We start from the raw sequence: 16438 nt of genomic DNA, 5'->3' as shown, positions 1-16438 counted from the left end.
TGATGACCCGCATGGTTCCTGGAAGCGAAATGATTGTTTTCCGCGAGCCCGGAAGATGTTCATCACTCCAATAGCTTGCCCGGCGCTCCTCTGATGACAGACAACGCCCATCGACGGCCATCCTTGCCCGGAATCTTCAGCACTCGCCAAATTGGAGGAAAGTAACGCAACCGGCGATCCATGGTCATGGCTTCGCGGATGTGGCCAAGGCCGTCACTAACGCGGCCTCGTCGTAACAATCCGATCCCGCTGCGAAACACTTGGTCAGCCAATCTATGACGGGCCAGGGCACGTAAACTACGCGCATTTCGAACGCGATCCTCGCATTCATCAAAAAAGCTCTCGAACGCAAGCAAGCATTGCCGATAATCTAGCATTCTTTTGGCATAGTAGGCGTTGGACATTGCCATCGAATGCTTGCGATAGATCGCCTGCACCGCATTGATCTGGACAACTGTGCCATGCGCAGCGAAACGCAACCACATCTCCATGTCACCGGCGTGAGGAAGCGACGTGCGGTATCCGCCGATCGCCTTCTGTGTCCGTGTCCGCGCAATTGCGGTCGCTGAGGGAACGTCATTTCTGGCTGTGGTGCACATCTCCTTTATCAGATCTTGCCGTGTCCAAGAATGGTTCTCGCCCGCAGGTAACGTAGGAAACGGCAAGTCGTCAAACCAGAGGATGCATTCTCCATATGTAAGAACAACGTCGGAGTTTGCGTCCATGATCTCCGTTGCCCGCTGGAGGGCTCCGGGAACCAGCAGATCATCAGCGGACAAGAGCAAGAAGTATTCGGATGATGCCCACGCGATTCCTTCGTTGAACGTATTGATGTGACCATGATTGCGCGAATGCGCTCTCACCGTCACCCTCGGGTCGCTTTGCTCCAGTTTCCTTGCGACTGACACCGAATTGTCCGAGGAGCAGTCGTCGATGATAAGTACGCGCAAATCCGAAATGGATTGGCTGAGAATGCTCGACACGCAAGCCTCAAGGAAGCGCCCATAATTGTAACAGGGGACAACAATATCGACCTTCGCCATTCCCGTTATCCTGACTATCAAGCTATTCGGATATGCTGCAGCAGGGCACCGATAACTCGATTGATATCCTCCTGGCTCATTTGCGCGTAAATCGGCAGCAGTATCGACCGATCCTGCGCGAGTTCGGATTGACGGAGATCATGGCGCGGCTTCCCAATGGCGTAAGCGGGTTCGCGGTGCGAGCACATGATCCCCCGTCGTGTCGCGATTCCCTTATCGAGCAGGCCTTGCATCACGGTGCGCTGGTCAAGGTGGTCAGGCAGACGCACGCAATAGCTTTGCCAATTGGACCTGGCCCACTCGGGCTCCTCCGGTACGCGCAGCCCCTCGAAATTCGACAGTAGCTCGGTGTACCTGGCAGCGATGGCGCGGCGGCGCGCCACCAGTTGCGGAAGGCGTTCGAGCTGTTTGCGACCGATCGCCGCTTGTATGTCGGTCATGCGGTAATTGTACCCGACGACCAGATAATCCTCGAAGATTACTAGAGGCGAACCATGCCGCACCGTGTCAGGGACGCTCATGCCATGTTGGCGCAACAGTCTGAATTTGCCATCAAGCTCCGGATCGGCGGTGGTCAGCATTCCGCCTTCTCCGGTTGTGATCACTTTCCGAGGGTGAAAGGAAAAGCAGCCGATGCGGCCACGCGGTTTTCCAATCGACTCCCATTGCCCATTCATGCGGATTTTACTGCCGGCAGCACACGCCGCATCCTCGATCAGGACAATGCCATGGCGGTCAGTTATCTCGGTAAGTGCTGCAAGATCGCAAGGCATGCCCATTTGGTGGACGGCGATGATCGCGCGCGTTCGCGGAGTTATCGCTTCCACCAGCCGGGTGGGATCGATGTTGTAGGTTAACGGATCGATGTCTACAAAAACGGGTGTTGCGCCTTGAAACCGGACCGAGTTGGCCGTTGCGATGAAAGAATGACTCGGTGTGATCACCTCGTCACCGGGGCCGATGTCCAGCGCCGCCAGCGCGAGCTGCAGGGCTGTGGTACAATTTGATACAGCGCATGCGAAGGGTGCGCCGACCAGGGTGGCGAATTCTTGCTCGAAGGCGGCGACTTGCGGACCTTGCGACACCCAGCCCGATAGGACGGCTGCGCGCGCGGCACCAGCTTCTTCGTCGGCGAGGAGCGGCATTGCGATCGGGATCACGATGCAACCGCCTCTCGCGGGCTAACCGCAGCGAGCTTGCGTTCCACGCGCCGCCACTTCACGAATTGCGGCGGGCCCTGCTCCAGCGCACTGCTGGCGGCCCGATTATTCGGCAGGTACTCCGCCTCCATTACATGCGCGCCGGCGTGAGATTCTTTCATTTCCACTTCCTTTGACGAGGTCCGATGTCTAGAACTGCGTTGCACGCGCGTCGCTACGCTGCGGTTAAGCTTAGAATTTGAAGGCGCGTGCCTGGGATCTCTGCGTCCCTGCTACTCCACATTGCTCGTTTCCGCCCACAACAATAGTACTATCCGACAAACCAATGCGTGCGGTCGTGCGATGCTTGTGTGCCGAGTCGCTCAGCCCCATTGGCCCACTCATCAACCGTGTGGATGAAGTGCTCAAGATATCCAGGCGTTCCGCCCATCGCGAAGCTCACAGCACCGCGCCTGTGTAGTGGGGTCCATCGGGTCGCGCCAGATGAGGCCATTGCGTTAGCCAGAGGTCGGCGCAATGGCCAATTCGGTCTCCCGACATCGAAAGCTGCTCAACGTTGGCGATGCTGTCGAGCCAGATGGTGCGCGCACCCATCATTTGTCCGAACCGCAGCGCCAAATATCCCGGAGCGGCACCCGTCGAGACTACGATGTCCGGCTTTTCATTCCAAACGATCCAGGCGATTCTGCGCGCTGCTTTCAACAGTGCGATCTTGGTCCAGCGGTTAGCATCGTTGACGAGGTAGAACTTGTGTTCGGGCACCTCCATGCGATAAGATTTATGGACGGTGACGAACGTAACATCGCAATGCTCGAAAGCGGGTTTGATCCGCAACAGCTGCACCCAATGGCCCCCACCCGAGGAGACTGCCAGCACTTTCGGCCGTACGTTCCGTGACCGCTCCCTATTGGGGTTCAGCACCGCGTTGTGGTGAAAGACCGGGCTCCGAAGCATTGGCTGGCCTCCCTAAGATGCTGCAAGATTCGCGAGCTCCCCCTGAACGAGCGGATCGAAAGCCTCGAATTGCTTGCATTTATTATTAAATTACTATTTAAATTAACAGGCGGGTATTTAAAATCAAGCATTTTATATGGCGCGACCCGTTCGATTTTCCTATCACGCGCCCAACCGAACTGGCGCCTCATTTGATCGAATCCGGCAGCGCCACCCGCGAAGTCTCGTCTCGTTGCCAGAGATGATCTCCAGGTCGGCCGCCTGTGGTAGCGTTACATCGAGCAGCAATGTTGACCCAGCAATAGATCAACAAGCCGAGCCACAAGCGAGGTTCTTTGAACAGTGTGACGAGTGTCCAGTTATTGGCCGCTCCCTTGTTTGCGCGCAGCTCGGGAAAGCGCCGGGCGAGCTCGAATGTTCCCCTATAGGCCCGTGTTCTGACGGTAACGAGCTGCAGCAGAGTGCGTGGGGCGAACACCGTGGACCTCACGCAGGCCAGAGTCTCCCGCTCTTCCCGTCTGAACTGAAGTCGGACATAGGTGTCATCAGCAGTGATGTCTGGAAATTGGCCGAACCGCCTGCGTCCAGCCTCGGACAAGGCGTACACGCCTGAACCGCCGATTCCCTCGCGCGAGGACGGCAGCCGTGACCGAATTCCGAAGTATTTGCGAACCAGCCAGGAACAGCCCGCCAGATTGATCTCTGCCGTAGGCGCCACCGCCAAAACGTCACCTTCATTCAGGCGTCTTGCCAAAGCTAGAATGGCATCAACGGTAATAACAATATCGGCGTCAGCATAAATTCGCGGAAACATGTCCGCGATTTGATCACCAAGGTTCAGAGCGTGGGTCTTCCTTGCAGTGTCCGACTCCACAACCTTGACAGTCGGGCCGAAACGCCGGGCGACATTCGCAGTGTCGTCTGTACAGCCGTTACAAACGACGACAACGCGCAGCTCGTCCGAAGCTGGCTTGCCAACCCATTGGCTCAACGTCCGTGCAATCACGGAACTCTCGTTGTGAGCTGGGACGACGATCGAAATCATGGCGGGCCCGGTGGAATGAATCAGATTTCCGTACCTCTCTGAGGCGGCCGCAGGGTCCATCAGTCTCTGCGGCGCATCCCCTGCTAGAGCTGCTATCCACGGCACCAACGAAATCTATTCAGATGGCGCGGCCGCGCGTTCTGCCTCAGCCGCACTCACGATGCTGCTGCCTGTCGCTGACGGTCCGAAGCGAGATCGCGTTCGGATCGCCACCATTTTACGAGATCGGCGAGCCCCTGCTCAAGCGAGACCGTGGTGCGGAAACCAAGCAAACGCTCTGCCTTGCCCGTCGACGCCAGCCGTCGCGGCACCGGATTGACCGAGCGCTCGGGCGCGAATTCGGGTGTCAAGCCGCGGTGTCCCATCACGGACGCAAGCACAGTCGCCAGCTCGGTCAGACTGGTTTCAGTGCCGCTCCCGACGTTAAAAACCTCATCAGTAATCTTCGCCCTGGCCGCAAGGATATTGGCACGCGCGATGTCGCGGACATGGACGAAATCCATGGTCTGGCGGCCGTCACCAAAAATAATCGGAGGCAATCCGGCTTCCAGGCGCTCCATCCAACGGATCAAGACCTCGGTGTAACGTCCGTGGATATCCATTCGGCTGCCGTAGACGTTGAAATATCGGAATGCCACATAGTCGAGGCCGCTTACATCGTTGAAGGCCCGCAGGAGCCCTTCGTTAAACGCCTTGGCAGCCCCATAGAGAGTTCGGTTGTTGTACGGATTCTGCCGCTCGGTCGTCGGAAACTCCTCGGCCATGCCATATACGGACGCCGACGACGCTGCGATGATCTTCTCGATATCGTGCTTGATGCACAACTCCAACAGGTCATAGGTGGCATCCACCATGACCTCCTTGGCAAGGCGTGGTTCGGCCGCACAATGAGTGATGCGGAGTGCGGCCTGGTGGAAGACGATATCGGCAGCCTTGACCAACGCTTCCATCAGCTTGCGATCTCGGATGTCGCCGTGAACCAATCTCACCGGCCCACGCCCGAGCGCGCGCCGGAGATTTTCCGGCCGGCCTCTTATCATGTTGTCGATGGCAACAATCTCGATGCAGCCCTCATCGCAGAGCAGATCAACGATGTGGGAACCAATGAAACCTGCGCCGCCGGTGACCAGAACGCGTTTTCCCTTGAGATCGATCAAGACGCCCTCCTGCTGTGGGACCATGTCATGACGTGTTGTGGATGCTCCGCTCGATTGCTGACGGCTTCGCTGGGCTGCAGCGCCGCCGCGTTCCTCAATGTCGAGACAACTTCAACCGCCTGTTCCGGCAGCAACTCCGGATAAATGGGAAGAGAGAGGAAGTCGTTCGCCAGCATCTCAGTGACGGGGAGATCACCGGCACGATAACCGAGGTCCGCATAGGCCGTCTGGAGATGCACGGGAACGGGATAGTGGATCCCGGCGCCGATGCCGGCGTCACGCAACAGCGTCAGCCCCTCATCGCGGCACGGCGATCTGACCGCATAGACGTGGTACACGTGGCGGGCGTGGTGGGGAGGCTGGGGACGCGCGAATGGCAGATCAGACAGCAGTGCATTGTATCGCTCGGCGAGCGACCGACGCGCTTCCGTCCAGCGCTCGATGTAGTCCAGCTTGACGTTCAGTATCGCGCTCTGAATTTCGTCCATGCGATAGTTGTATCCGGGAATGACGTGATTGTATTTCGTCTCCTGTCCCCAATCCCTTAGCAGTGACACGCGGCGCGCCAATTCAGGTCGATCGGTTACGACGGCCCCACCCTCGCCAAAAGCTCCAAGATTCTTGCCGGGGTAAAAGCTGAAGCATCCCAGATCGCCAATCGAGCCTGCGCGACGTCCGCGGTATTCCGCGCCATGCGCCTGCGCGGCGTCCTCGATGACGACCAGACCGTGACGACGCGCGATCTCCATGATGGGATCCATGTCGGCCATCAGCCCGTGGAGATGGACCGGCAGGATCGCTTTGGTTCGTGGTGTTATCGCAGCTTCGATCGAGCCGGGATGCATCGTCCATGTTAACGGGTCAACGTCGACAAACACGGGCCTGGCGCCGCTGTAGAGAATGGCTGCGGTTGTCGCAACGAACGTCATGGACACCGTGATGACTTCGTCGCCGGGTCCGATGCCGGCCGCCAACAAGGCAAGGTGAAGCGCCGAAGTTCCGCTGTTCACCGCGCGGCAATGGGCGGCCCGGCAATACTCCGCAAAGCGTTCCTCGAAGGCAGCCACCTCTGGGCCGAGCACAAAGTGACCGCTGCCCACGACTCTCGCGACCGCGGCGTCGATCTCCGGCTTGATCTGGCTATATTGGGCTTTCAGATCCAGGAAGGGTATCAAGATTCAACACCTTGGATGGAGTAAAATTGTATAAACAAATTAACTCGCATTATTGTATTAAATCAAGCATTAAATTAGATACCGTGCACCTCTCGATTTAAACTGGTTTATCGCCCAGAACGGTGTTCTCAGTTCCGAACAGAAGCCGAGCGGGCACTCCGGCGACGATGGCGCCGGGCGGAACGTCCTTCGTCACCACCGCACCCGCGCCTACGGAGGCACCCGCACCGATTGTCACACCGCACAGAATGGTCGCGTTCGATCCGATGGAAGCTCCCCTACCGACATGAGTGCGCTGCAGTGTCCAGTCCGACGCTTGCTGAGGACGACCATCCGCGGTCGTTGCCTTCGGGAATTTATCGTTCGTGAACATCACACCATGACCAACAAACACTTCATCCTCGATCGTGACGCCCTCGCAGATGAAGCTGTGCGACGATATCTTGCAACGCGCGCCTATCTTTGCCCCGTCCTGGACTTCGACGAAGGTTCCGATTTTGCTCTCGTCACCAACGGTGCAACCATACAGGTTGACTAGATCGGGATGAAAAATCCTGACGTCCTTACCGAGCTTTACGTCGTTCGTAATGGGCATCTCCGCCTCCACGAATCGCAAGGCCTCACAGGGCCGAACGCGATGGCCTCAGCTTCGGTGCAACACGGGCCAGACTAGCTGCAGCGAGATGGAGCTGATGCAGCAGCGGGTGGCCGGTCAGCAGCAGCCCTAGGCACCAGCAAAGCGCCGCAGCACACAATCCCGAGGCCAAACCGACAAATGACGTCAGGATTCCCTGTTCCGTCAGCGCCGCGCATCCGAATGTGCCCAATGCTGTTATCGCTGTGACGACCCCACTCTTCATCAGCGCGCGAGTAATGTCCGTTGGCCTAAGGCCTAGGTGCCGGCCGATAAAATAGATCGCAACTGCAGCTTGGAAGGGCAACGTCAAAACGGCGGAGGCGGCGACAGCCTGCACACCGAAGAAGGATGCGCAAAAAATTACAAGAAGCGACGGAGGTAGGGAGATGAAGGAGGAGATCAAAGCGTCCCGCACGCTTCCAACCGCTACAAGCATGGGATAACTCAAGCACGCTGCAAAAAGCGCCATGTTTGCGATGCAGAGCAGCCGCACGAGAGGCACGACCTCCAGCCACGTCTCGCCGAGCCAGATCGCGATGATCGGTCGCGCCATAATGGCCACGAATATCAGGAACGGCCAGTGCGCGGCGGAAAGCAGCTCGATCGCCTCGAGATAGATGGCCTTCAGGTCGTCCCCCGCTTCGCGCCTTGCGACAATCGCCGGCATGATCACAGGGTTCAATACTTGCGTAACGAGCTTGTCGAACGTTTGCGTTAGGTTAATCGCGCGGCTGTACAGACCGACGGACATAAAGTCCAGAATTCTTGCAAGGAATAGCTGGGGCGCCAGATTGTAGAAGACGTTGATGACGCTAACCCCGCTGGCATAAAGGCCAAAGCTGACGATCTCGCGGTATTTGAGGAGCGAGGGACGCAGTGCGTTTAAGTCCCGATGACTGGCGAGCAGCGCCAAGGTCAAAATCACGCTTCCCGTCAGGGCTCCCCAGACCGGCGCCATATAGCTGAATCCCGCCATCGCTAGCCAGATCGAGACCAGAGCAACAGCCACACCCGCGGCGAAGTTGCAAATGGCTAACGTGCCGAACTTCATGTCCCGGCGCAGCAAGGCCGAAATTGTCCCCGAAACTGGTGCCAGGAAAAAATTCATCGCCGACACCTCAATGCCCCTCTTGAGACCGTCCTGGGCGAAAAGATCTGAGAGCGCGCCTGCAAGAACAAACAGAAGAAGCGCTATGGCCACTGAGATCCCGAGCGAGATGGTGAAAGCTGAGCGAACATCGGCTGGCGATAGATCACGCTTCTGAATCAGATAGTTTCCGCCCCCGAACTCCTGAAAGGATGCACCAATTACCGCGGTGACGGCATTGACGACCGCGTACACTCCGAATTCCGCGGGCGATAGTAGACGAGAGAGAACCGCGGTAGCGACCAGGAACAGCACAAGACTGCCATAGCGATCGACCGCCGAAAACAGGATGGAGCGTTGTACCGCACTAATCGCAAGACCGTCGCGCTGTTCGCGCATTTGAATATCGCCCGCCAATGATTCAGACCGTTGCCGTCGCACGTTCCGGGACCCTGCGCGGCTGGCGTTTCAGCAGGACCGGTTTGCCATGCTCGGCGATCGAGCGGGATGCAGCCTCCAGGACCTCGATCACCCGCAGTCCGGACATGCCACTTGAAATCGGTCGCGTCCCGCTGCGCACACAATCGATAAAGTGGTCGACCTCGACCTGCAGCGCTTCCTTCGGGGACACGTGGGGAGCCCACATATCGCCAGCCCGATAACCGATCCGGAATTGATGGGCTTTGTCGGAGGGGCCATCAACTGTGATGCCCTTGTCATATACCTTGATCTTTTCCGTCGGTTCAAGATCGTCGTAAACGATCATCTTCTTGCTGCCTCCGATGAACGTCTGGCGGACTTTGATTGGCGAGAGCCAGTTGACGCTAATGTGGGCTACACACGCGCTATCGAAGAACAACGTTATATGAGCCATGTTTTCCGGCGAGCCGACCACATGGCATGATCCTGTCGCCGAAACGGCAACGGGCTGCTCATCGAAGATATAGTGGATGATCGAAATATCGTGCACCGCCAAGTCCCAGATCACATTGACATCGCTCTGGAACAAGCCAAGGCTCGCGCGTGTGCTGTCGTAGTAGTAGACACTGCCGAGCTCTTTCTTGACCAAGAGTTCGCGGATTTTCCGCACCGCGGGCGTGTAGATGAAAGTGTGGTCCACGCTCAATATCAGGCAGCGCCGAGCCGCCTCATCGATCAGGCGTCGGGCCAGATCTGAATTTTGTGCAAGCGGCTTCTCCACCAGAACGTGCTTGCCCGCCTTCAGTGCGGATAGAGCCAGTTCATAGTGTGTATTAACCGGCGTAGCGATGGCCACGGCATCGACGGCAGGGTTCTTGAGCAGCTCGTCGCAGGAGGACGTCGTTATCACCCCCGGATAAAGCCGCTTGCTTGCCGCGAGCTTTTCCGAATCAAAGTCGCATACGCCGACTAGACGAACCGAGGGATGAGCAGCGAAATTGCGGACCAAGTTCGGTCCCCAATAGCCGTATCCGATAACTCCAATTCCTATTGTGTCGTTCGACATAACTGCACCAGTGGTTTGAAATCGGGTGAAATGTAGAATTTACTTGGCTATGGCTTTCGGTTGCTCTGGCGATAGCCGAACTGCTGGCCAATACCCAGTGGAAAATGAACGCCGGCACACGCGCAGTGTATCTCCGACATTCCATCTCACGATCATGGAGGATACGTCGAGCATGGCTGCGCGTTCATTCGGCAGTCCTCGTTGTTGGTAAATGCACCCCTTCCATCATCGTTCCGGCGCGACCGGCGAGGAGAAGAGGCTCGACTGTCTTGTAGCTCCATATTGACCGCCTAAGCTGAAGCGCTGGTAGGTTGTGAACGGATATGTCCCGTTTCAATAAAAGTCCGAATTGTCAGGATCAGCTGTGGTGATGCTTCACCACCAAGGCGCTCGCATCGGTTGAGGACGTCCAATTGATCGAGCTTGTCGGATAATTCCCTTTCCTCGAAAGCGACCTCAATCCGGCCCTGTGCGGCGAACTGTTTTGCCGTTGCGACCTGATGATCGTTTCGGTGTTCGCCCAAGCTCGCACGACGCGGCATGACAATGATTCGCTTTCCAAGTTCGAGGGCGGTGATAATGGAGCCCATGCCTGCATGAGCGATCACGAGGCTTGCCGCCTCAACGCAATTCCTGAATCCACTGGGGTCAACAAATCGTTCGGTGCGGATGTGCTTGCACTGATGCTTTGATGGCCCGATCTGAGCGAAAACATCGCTTCTCGCCCGTGCACCGGCCCAATCGTCGACCGTTTGGATCAGACGGTCAAACTGGACTTGCGTACCGACGGTTACGAAGATCATGACACGCTCCTTCATAGCTAAGCGCTCGGCAAGCAGTCTTGGTCCTGATGTATCGCCGCCACATGCGCTGCCGGCTGCGCATGGCCTCGCTCGCGAGAGCCACGGTCTCGGTCATGTTTCGAATATCGACGCTGCGCGCGCATCACGGCTCCTGCGAAGAAACACGACCATTCAAATTATTTAATTTTGGTATTTGATTTATAATCTTATAATACAGGGGCAGCTTTTATTTTCAAGTGATTAAATTGTCGGGTTTTCAAAATACGTAATCGCTTGCAAACCTCGGGTATTTTTGAATAATTTCGCGTAAGGCGGATTAATCGGGGCCAGATAAGCCATGTTCTCGATTATTATTCTGCACCTCAGCGGCCGACGCGCTTTGCAGTCTCGATGCGCAGAACATTCCAGGCGATCGGTTCGCCGCTGCACGTGGCTCTACCGGGTGTCAGTCCCTTCGCAACACCGGTGTGGCGCGGACCAGGCGACGTTCGTCTTCGATCGGCCCCCGGCTCGCGCCGTGACCCCTGTGCAAAGTGAGACAGGCAGATCGCGCATTACCGGAATATGGCGGAAGGCCGCCCACCCCCGCAAATACCGCTGATAGCAGGCACCGCTCGTACTCGCTTCGGCATTAGCTGGTATCTTCACGCCGCGAGCCAGCAGTCCCGTGCATTCCGTCGGCGCGCACTTAAGCCATTGCGGTCCTGTGTGCCATCCGATCCCATCGGATCACGTCGATGGTGCCTCTGCTGTGCGGCCGTCAGACGATGGCCTGCAATCGTCTGCAATTCATGCGAAGCGTGCTGCATGCCGTTGGAATTGCTTTCATTGAATCGCCGATGGCGCTGAATGCCTAGTACTCCCGGATGCTTTCATCCAGACCGCGAAGCAAGGGGTACAGGAAATAAGAAATCACGGTGCGCTTGCCGACTTTCAGTTCGGCCGTCACGGCCATACCCGGAATCAGTTGAATGCGCTCAGCCGGCAGCCGAAGGTGCGTGTCGGACAAATCGACCAGTACGCGGTAATAGGGAGCTGGCGCGCGGCGCGCACCTTCGGCCTTCGGATCCGGCGAGAACGTGTCCTGGCTGATGACGCGGACCTCGCCCGTTGCCGTTCCATACTTCTGGAAAGGAAACGCTTCGAACTTGATCCGGACCGCTTGTCCAAGCGCCACCTGACCGATATCCCGACCCTCGACATTGACCTCCGCCTGGAGAGGCACATCACGAGGAACCAGGACAAGCAGCGTTTCCGCTTCGCGAACCACCGAGCCGACTGTGCGGTTTGCGATGTCCAGCACCACGGCATCTGCCGGCGCCTGCAGGACGATCAGCTGCCGACGACGGTCGGCTTTCTTCAATTCCTCTGCTGCGCTGTTGCGCTTCGGCAGCGTCTCTGCCAGTTCCTGATAAGTGGTGCGACGAAACTCCTCGGTGAAGACCTTCTGGTCAGCGCGGGCCTTGTCCAGCCGATGGGTCGTATCGGCGATACTGCCACGAACGCGCGCCAGATTGCTCTCAACCTCGAGCCGTGCATCGCGAGACAGTAGAAAGTTCAGCCTCGAACCGACCTCTTTGTCCATCAGCGTGGTGCGCATGGCTTCAATTGAACGCATCGTATCGAGTCGCTGAAGGAGAACCGTCTCTTCGTCCTGCGCTGTCTTCAGATTGGCTCGAGCGGAAGCGATCTGTGCGTCATAATTCTGGATCTGCGCCTCATAGGCGGCTCTCCTCTGCAAGAACAACTTGCCCTGCAGGATTTGGTCCGCATCTGTGAGCTCCTTGGCGGCATACTCCGTTCCATTCACTTCGGCGCCCAGGCGATCGATCGACGCATCGAAACCAGCCACCCTGCCGCGCAATTGATCGAAATCAGCCTGCGAGAAGGTCGGATCGAGCGTAGCCAGAACGTCGCCGCGGTTGACGCGATCACCGGCCTTGACGTGGATCTCGCGTATGACCGACGTTTCCAACGGCTGTACGACCAGGTTTGGACGTGTCGTGGTCAATTTCCCCTGCGCCGTGACGATCATCTCCACTTGCGAAACGGATGCCCAGGTGACCGCGAAGGCAATCAGTCCAAGCACGCTGTAGAGGGTAAGACGCGCGAGCCGCGGCGGCGCTTGCTGCTCGACTTCGGTTGCATCCGACTGGAATTCGGCGATCACAGGCGCTCGCCTCGGCACCGGCCTGAATAGCTTCCGCCGTCGCTCGACCGTTCTGGCCAGGACCAGACCGTTCGTGTTCGCGTCCGTCCGTGGTTGCCTTGGCTCCATCATGCAATCTGTTTCATCTGTTGGTTCCACAAATGCCTGTAGATGGTGCATTTCGACAGGAGGTGGTCGTGGCGATCCACGTCAACGATTCGGCCGCGGTCCATCACCAGGATCCGGCTTGCTTCAGTCAGCATTGACAGCCGATGCGAGACGATGATGACGGTACGCCCTGCCGCCAAACGGCGGAGGTTGCGCTTGATGATCATTTCGCTTTCGGAATCGAGGGCACTCGTCGCCTCATCGAAAATCACGATCCGTGGATTGACGATCAGAGCCCTCGCAATCGCGAGCCGCTGCTTCTGCCCGCCGGACAGGTTCGAGGCATCTTCCTCGAGCATGGTGTCGAAGCCACGGGGCAACCGCTCGATGAACTCGTCGGCGCCTGCGAGCTGCGCCGCAGCGACGACTTCGGCAAATGTCGCGTCCCGTTTCACGCATGCGATATTGTCGCGGACCGTCCCTCGAAACAGGAAATTATCCTGCAAGACGATTCCGAGGTTTCGGCGCAGGTGTGCCAAGTCGAGTTCCCTCGAATCGTATCCGTCGACACGGAGCAGCCCCTGTTGCACCGGATACATGCCCGAAATCAGCCTTGTGAGCGTCGTCTTGCCGGAGCCGCTTCGGCCCACGATCCCGAAGATCGAACCTGGCTCGACGGTGAAGGAGACATCATCGAGCGCCGGCGCTCCCTCAGCTCCGTAGCGAAAAGAAACGCTTTCGAACTCGATTTTTCCGGCGAAGTCGGGCCGCAGCCCATCTTTCTTGCCATCTCGCTCAGGCTTCTGATTCATCACCTCGCCGAGCATTTTCACGGCAAGAGCAACTTCCTGGTATTCGTGCACCATGGTCACGAGTTGAACCAGTGGTCCGGAGACCCTGCCGGCCAACATGTTAAACGCGACCAGCGCGCCGATTGTCATATCTCCAGCGAAGACATCGAGTGCTCCGACAGCGATGATCCCAAGTGTCATGATCTTCTCGAGAAATCCGGTGAGCGCCTGGGCACCGGCGGAAATCTTCTCGACACCGAATCGCATGGTAATCGACTGTGCACAGCGGCTATCCCAAATCCTGCCCTGCACGGGCTCCATCCCCAGCGACTTCACCGTGCGCATACCGTGAACTGTTTCGACGAGGAGAGCCTGCCGCGCACCTTCCGCCTGGTAAAGATCGTAAAGACGTCGCCGGAAAGGGCCCATGAGCAGGCCGACAACAGCACCGCTCGCGGCAGTGAAGGCCAAAACCATAAGCGTCAACTTGACGCTGTAGATCGCAAGTACCGGCAGGAAGACGAATAGCGAAAGCGCGTCGAGGGTGGTTAAGAATAGTCGGCCGGTCAGAAACTCTCGGATCCGCGCCGCTTGCTGCATGTGCTTGACTAAGACCCCCGCTGCCATGTGCTCGAAGAAGGTGACGGGCAGCCCGAGGAGATGACCGAACGTCTTTGTAGCAACTCGAATGTCGACCTTATTGGTCGCATAAAGTAGCAGGTAGCGCCGCAGAAAGCCGAATATCGCGTCAAAGACGAGTGCTGCGGCCGCGCCTGCCGCGAGTACGTAGAGCGTGGTGTAGCTCTCGTGAACCAGAACTTTGTCGATGACGAGCTGGAAAAAGATCGGGACGACGAGGCCCAACGCATAGAGCATGATGGCGGCAATCGCGACGTCCCTGAACAGTCGCCATTGAAGAAGCAATTCCGGTACGAACCACCGGAGGCCGAAATTTCTGCGCCCATCCTGTGTCAACTGCTCGCGCTTGATCAGGATGGTGTCCCCGGCCCATTGGGCACAGAATCGGTCCCGGTCGACAACCAAGACCTCGTCCTTGCGGTCGGCGAGCGGGTCGAAGACGCTGACGACCTCAGTGCCCTCAGCTCCCAGTCCTGCACCAAGGACAACGATCCAGTTGCCATTGGTTAGCCGCGTCAGCGCCGGATAGGCTTCTCCGAGACGGATCAGCGCACCCCACTCGATTTTCGTGCTTCTCGCGCGCAGACCTGCATCCTTGGCCATGCGCAACAGAAGGTTCAACGAGAGCGGAGCGGCTACGGCATAGGCGTGCTTCAGACGCTCGACCGGCAGGTCGATCCCATGATAACCGGCAATCTTGGACAGGCACTCCAATGCCGTCTGCGTCGCCAATCCAGACGGTTCCACAACCCGACCTTTCGCGCCACCAGCGGCGTCGATTTCACCGGAAGTTCGAAGAGACATTATGAGACCGTGGCGTGCTGGGCGCGAGCGCATCGCGTACGACCGACGTACTGTTGTGCGACTCGGCTGGCTGATTTCGCCGGACTACGCCGGCGTCGACCAACCCCTGAAGCGCCTTTTGCATCACATCGACCGAATTGGCGAAGGATTCGACCGAAAAGATCAGCCGCTGAGAAAACACGCGTTTCGGGACATTGTTGGCGTCACGCTCCGTCGGTGAAAGACTGACCAGATCGACGCGGACGATGGTTCCGCTAACGGTAATTTCTTCGATTCCGTCGGTATAAAGTTCGGCGTGCATCTGGTATCTCCTATGCTGCGAGCTGCTGCCTGAAAACCACATCAACGCCGTAGCTCGTTGCGTTGTAAGTGTTGTTTGGAAATAGGCTATCCGTCCCATACGCAAACACACCGTTGCCTGCGATCGATGCCGAGGATGGAGCCGTCAGAGGTCCGTTGGTAATTGCGTTGGCGAGGAGGCCCGGATCAGCCGCGTAATTTCCGGCGGTGTGATAGGAGGCGACGTAGGTGGTTCCCGGCATGATCGTCACGGGCGTGGCAAAATTGACCTGCTGCCAGCCGCCGGCCGTTTCGCTGGTAAATGTCGTGGTTGCCAGCAAATTCCCAGTGCTGCTCCAAAGATCCGCTACGTGGGTGCCCGTGTTGGACGGCCCCTTGTAAAAGCGAATGCCGACAACATCGCCTGGGGTAGACGTCTGAAACTTGACGCCCAGTTCCACTGAATTTGGATCATTTGCTGCCACAATGCTAGGCACCTGACTTGCGCTGAACAGGCTCACAGTCGTCGAAGACGCAGCGGTCACATTGAGAGCGACGGATGTACTGGCGGTGCCACCATGGCCGTCGGAGATGCTGTAGTTGAAGGACGCCGATCCCGTGTAGCCGGTCGTCGGAGTGAAGATCACGCTGTTGCTTTGGGCGTTGAAGCTGGCAACGCCATTCACACCGCCGCTCGCGCTCGTGATCGTGAGCTTATCGCCATCGGGATCGGTGTCGTTGGCAAGCAGTACCGAGGTCGGTATCGCGAAGGGGACGTTCTGCGTGACGTAGAGGCCGCTGTCGTTCGCAGCGACTGGTAACTGGTTGGCGCCGCCGCTCAAGCTGTTGAACATGACATCCACCCAGTAGTTGGCGGCTTTGTAGGTGCTGGTCGGGAAGAGATTGCTCGTTCCGTAGGTGTAGACGCCATTGATGTTGGCAGGAGCCGTGAGCGGACCACTGGTGCGAGCGGTGGTGAAGTAGCTGTTGCTGGAGGCATAGTGGCCGTTGCTGTGAAAGCTCGCGACGTAGGGGATGCCAGCGGCGATGGACACGGGATTGCTGAACGTGACGGTCTGCCAGCCACTGCTGCCCTCGTTGGTGAAAGTCGCGCTCGCCAG

The 16438-nt window shown here is 57.8% G+C and carries 15 protein-coding genes; all 15 read right to left on the bottom strand.

Going from position 1 to position 16438, the window contains the following annotated elements:
• Positions 1-62: 62 nt before the first annotated feature.
• On the bottom strand, positions 63-1043 hold the full coding sequence (locus tag AC0L3K_RS35890; protein ID WP_473367815.1) for a glycosyltransferase: 981 nt from the start codon (positions 1041-1043) through the stop codon (positions 63-65).
• Between the two features lie 17 nt (positions 1044-1060).
• Positions 1061-2203 (bottom strand): DegT/DnrJ/EryC1/StrS family aminotransferase, encoded by a 1143-nt coding sequence (locus AC0L3K_RS35885; protein ID WP_473367814.1) that lies wholly within the window; start codon positions 2201-2203, stop codon positions 1061-1063.
• Positions 2200-2364 carry a hypothetical protein gene (locus AC0L3K_RS35880; RefSeq protein ID WP_473367813.1) on the bottom strand — a complete coding sequence of 55 codons (165 nt, stop codon included), beginning with the start codon at positions 2362-2364 and terminating at the stop codon, positions 2200-2202. The genes AC0L3K_RS35885 and AC0L3K_RS35880 overlap by 4 nt, the downstream gene beginning before the upstream one ends.
• A 277-nt stretch (positions 2365-2641) precedes the next feature.
• Positions 2642-3046 (bottom strand): UDP-N-acetylglucosamine--LPS N-acetylglucosamine transferase, encoded by a 405-nt coding sequence (locus AC0L3K_RS35875; protein WP_473367812.1) that lies wholly within the window; start codon positions 3044-3046, stop codon positions 2642-2644.
• A 298-nt stretch (positions 3047-3344) separates the two neighbouring features.
• Entirely contained in the window at positions 3345-4202 is an 858-nt protein-coding gene (locus tag AC0L3K_RS35870) for a glycosyltransferase (RefSeq protein ID WP_473367811.1), read from the bottom strand.
• 155 nt (positions 4203-4357) lie between these two features.
• Positions 4358-5383, bottom strand: coding sequence for an NAD-dependent epimerase/dehydratase family protein (locus tag AC0L3K_RS35865; protein WP_247363341.1), 1026 nt, complete (start codon positions 5381-5383; stop codon positions 4358-4360).
• Positions 5356-6534, bottom strand: coding sequence for a DegT/DnrJ/EryC1/StrS family aminotransferase (locus AC0L3K_RS35860; RefSeq protein ID WP_473367810.1), 1179 nt, complete (start codon positions 6532-6534; stop codon positions 5356-5358). The genes AC0L3K_RS35865 and AC0L3K_RS35860 overlap by 28 nt, the downstream gene beginning before the upstream one ends.
• Before the next feature lie 97 nt (positions 6535-6631).
• Positions 6632-7129 (bottom strand): acyltransferase, encoded by a 498-nt coding sequence (locus AC0L3K_RS35855; protein ID WP_473367809.1) that lies wholly within the window; start codon positions 7127-7129, stop codon positions 6632-6634.
• A 25-nt stretch (positions 7130-7154) separates the two neighbouring features.
• Positions 7155-8657 (bottom strand): oligosaccharide flippase family protein, encoded by a 1503-nt coding sequence (locus AC0L3K_RS35850; protein ID WP_473367808.1) that lies wholly within the window; start codon positions 8655-8657, stop codon positions 7155-7157.
• A 22-nt stretch (positions 8658-8679) separates the two neighbouring features.
• The gene (locus AC0L3K_RS35845; protein ID WP_018456743.1) at positions 8680-9744 is read right to left on the bottom strand and encodes a Gfo/Idh/MocA family protein; all 1065 of its coding nucleotides are present in this window, start codon (positions 9742-9744) and stop codon (positions 8680-8682) included.
• A gap of 290 nt (positions 9745-10034) precedes the next feature.
• Positions 10035-10547, bottom strand: a complete 513-nt coding sequence (locus AC0L3K_RS35840; RefSeq protein ID WP_473319239.1) for a glycosyltransferase — start codon at positions 10545-10547, stop codon at positions 10035-10037.
• An 853-nt stretch (positions 10548-11400) separates the two neighbouring features.
• Positions 11401-12717, bottom strand: a complete 1317-nt coding sequence (locus AC0L3K_RS35835) for an HlyD family type I secretion periplasmic adaptor subunit (protein WP_473367807.1) — start codon at positions 12715-12717, stop codon at positions 11401-11403.
• 107 nt (positions 12718-12824) lie between these two features.
• Complete coding sequence (locus tag AC0L3K_RS35830; RefSeq protein ID WP_473367806.1) at positions 12825-15038, bottom strand: peptidase domain-containing ABC transporter; 2214 nt, start codon at positions 15036-15038, stop codon at positions 12825-12827.
• Entirely contained in the window at positions 15016-15339 is a 324-nt protein-coding gene (locus AC0L3K_RS35825) for a hypothetical protein (RefSeq protein ID WP_018456747.1), read from the bottom strand. Before AC0L3K_RS35825 ends, AC0L3K_RS35830 begins: the two co-directional genes overlap by 23 nt.
• 10 nt (positions 15340-15349) lie before the next feature.
• On the bottom strand, positions 15350-16438 hold a 1089-nt coding region (locus tag AC0L3K_RS35820), incomplete at its 5' end, for a DUF4082 domain-containing protein (RefSeq protein ID WP_473367805.1).

This window comes from Bradyrhizobium sp. MI1.10, assembly GCF_055811035.1.
The sequence above is the reverse complement of the archived record's forward strand: the minus strand, read 5'-3'. Positions and strand labels throughout refer to the sequence as shown.

Bases quoted from the DNA above. Each gene is read 5' to 3' on its own strand.
- AC0L3K_RS35890 (WP_473367815.1), bottom strand. From the start codon at position 1,043: ATGGCGAAGGTCGATATTGTTGTCCCCTGTTACAATTATGGGCGCTTC.
- AC0L3K_RS35880 (WP_473367813.1), bottom strand. From the start codon at position 2,364: ATGAAAGAATCTCACGCCGGCGCGCATGTAATGGAGGCGGAGTACCTG.
- AC0L3K_RS35870 (WP_473367811.1), bottom strand. From the start codon at position 4,202: ATGATTTCGATCGTCGTCCCAGCTCACAACGAGAGTTCCGTGATTGCA.
- AC0L3K_RS35865 (WP_247363341.1), bottom strand. From the start codon at position 5,383: ATGGTCCCACAGCAGGAGGGCGTCTTGATCGATCTCAAGGGAAAACGC.
- AC0L3K_RS35855 (WP_473367809.1), bottom strand. From the start codon at position 7,129: ATGCCCATTACGAACGACGTAAAGCTCGGTAAGGACGTCAGGATTTTT.
- AC0L3K_RS35850 (WP_473367808.1), bottom strand. From the start codon at position 8,657: ATGCGCGAACAGCGCGACGGTCTTGCGATTAGTGCGGTACAACGCTCC.
- AC0L3K_RS35845 (WP_018456743.1), bottom strand. From the start codon at position 9,744: ATGTCGAACGACACAATAGGAATTGGAGTTATCGGATACGGCTATTGG.
- AC0L3K_RS35840 (WP_473319239.1), bottom strand. From the start codon at position 10,547: ATGATCTTCGTAACCGTCGGTACGCAAGTCCAGTTTGACCGTCTGATC.
- AC0L3K_RS35830 (WP_473367806.1), bottom strand. From the start codon at position 15,038: ATGTCTCTTCGAACTTCCGGTGAAATCGACGCCGCTGGTGGCGCGAAA.
- AC0L3K_RS35825 (WP_018456747.1), bottom strand. From the start codon at position 15,339: ATGCACGCCGAACTTTATACCGACGGAATCGAAGAAATTACCGTTAGC.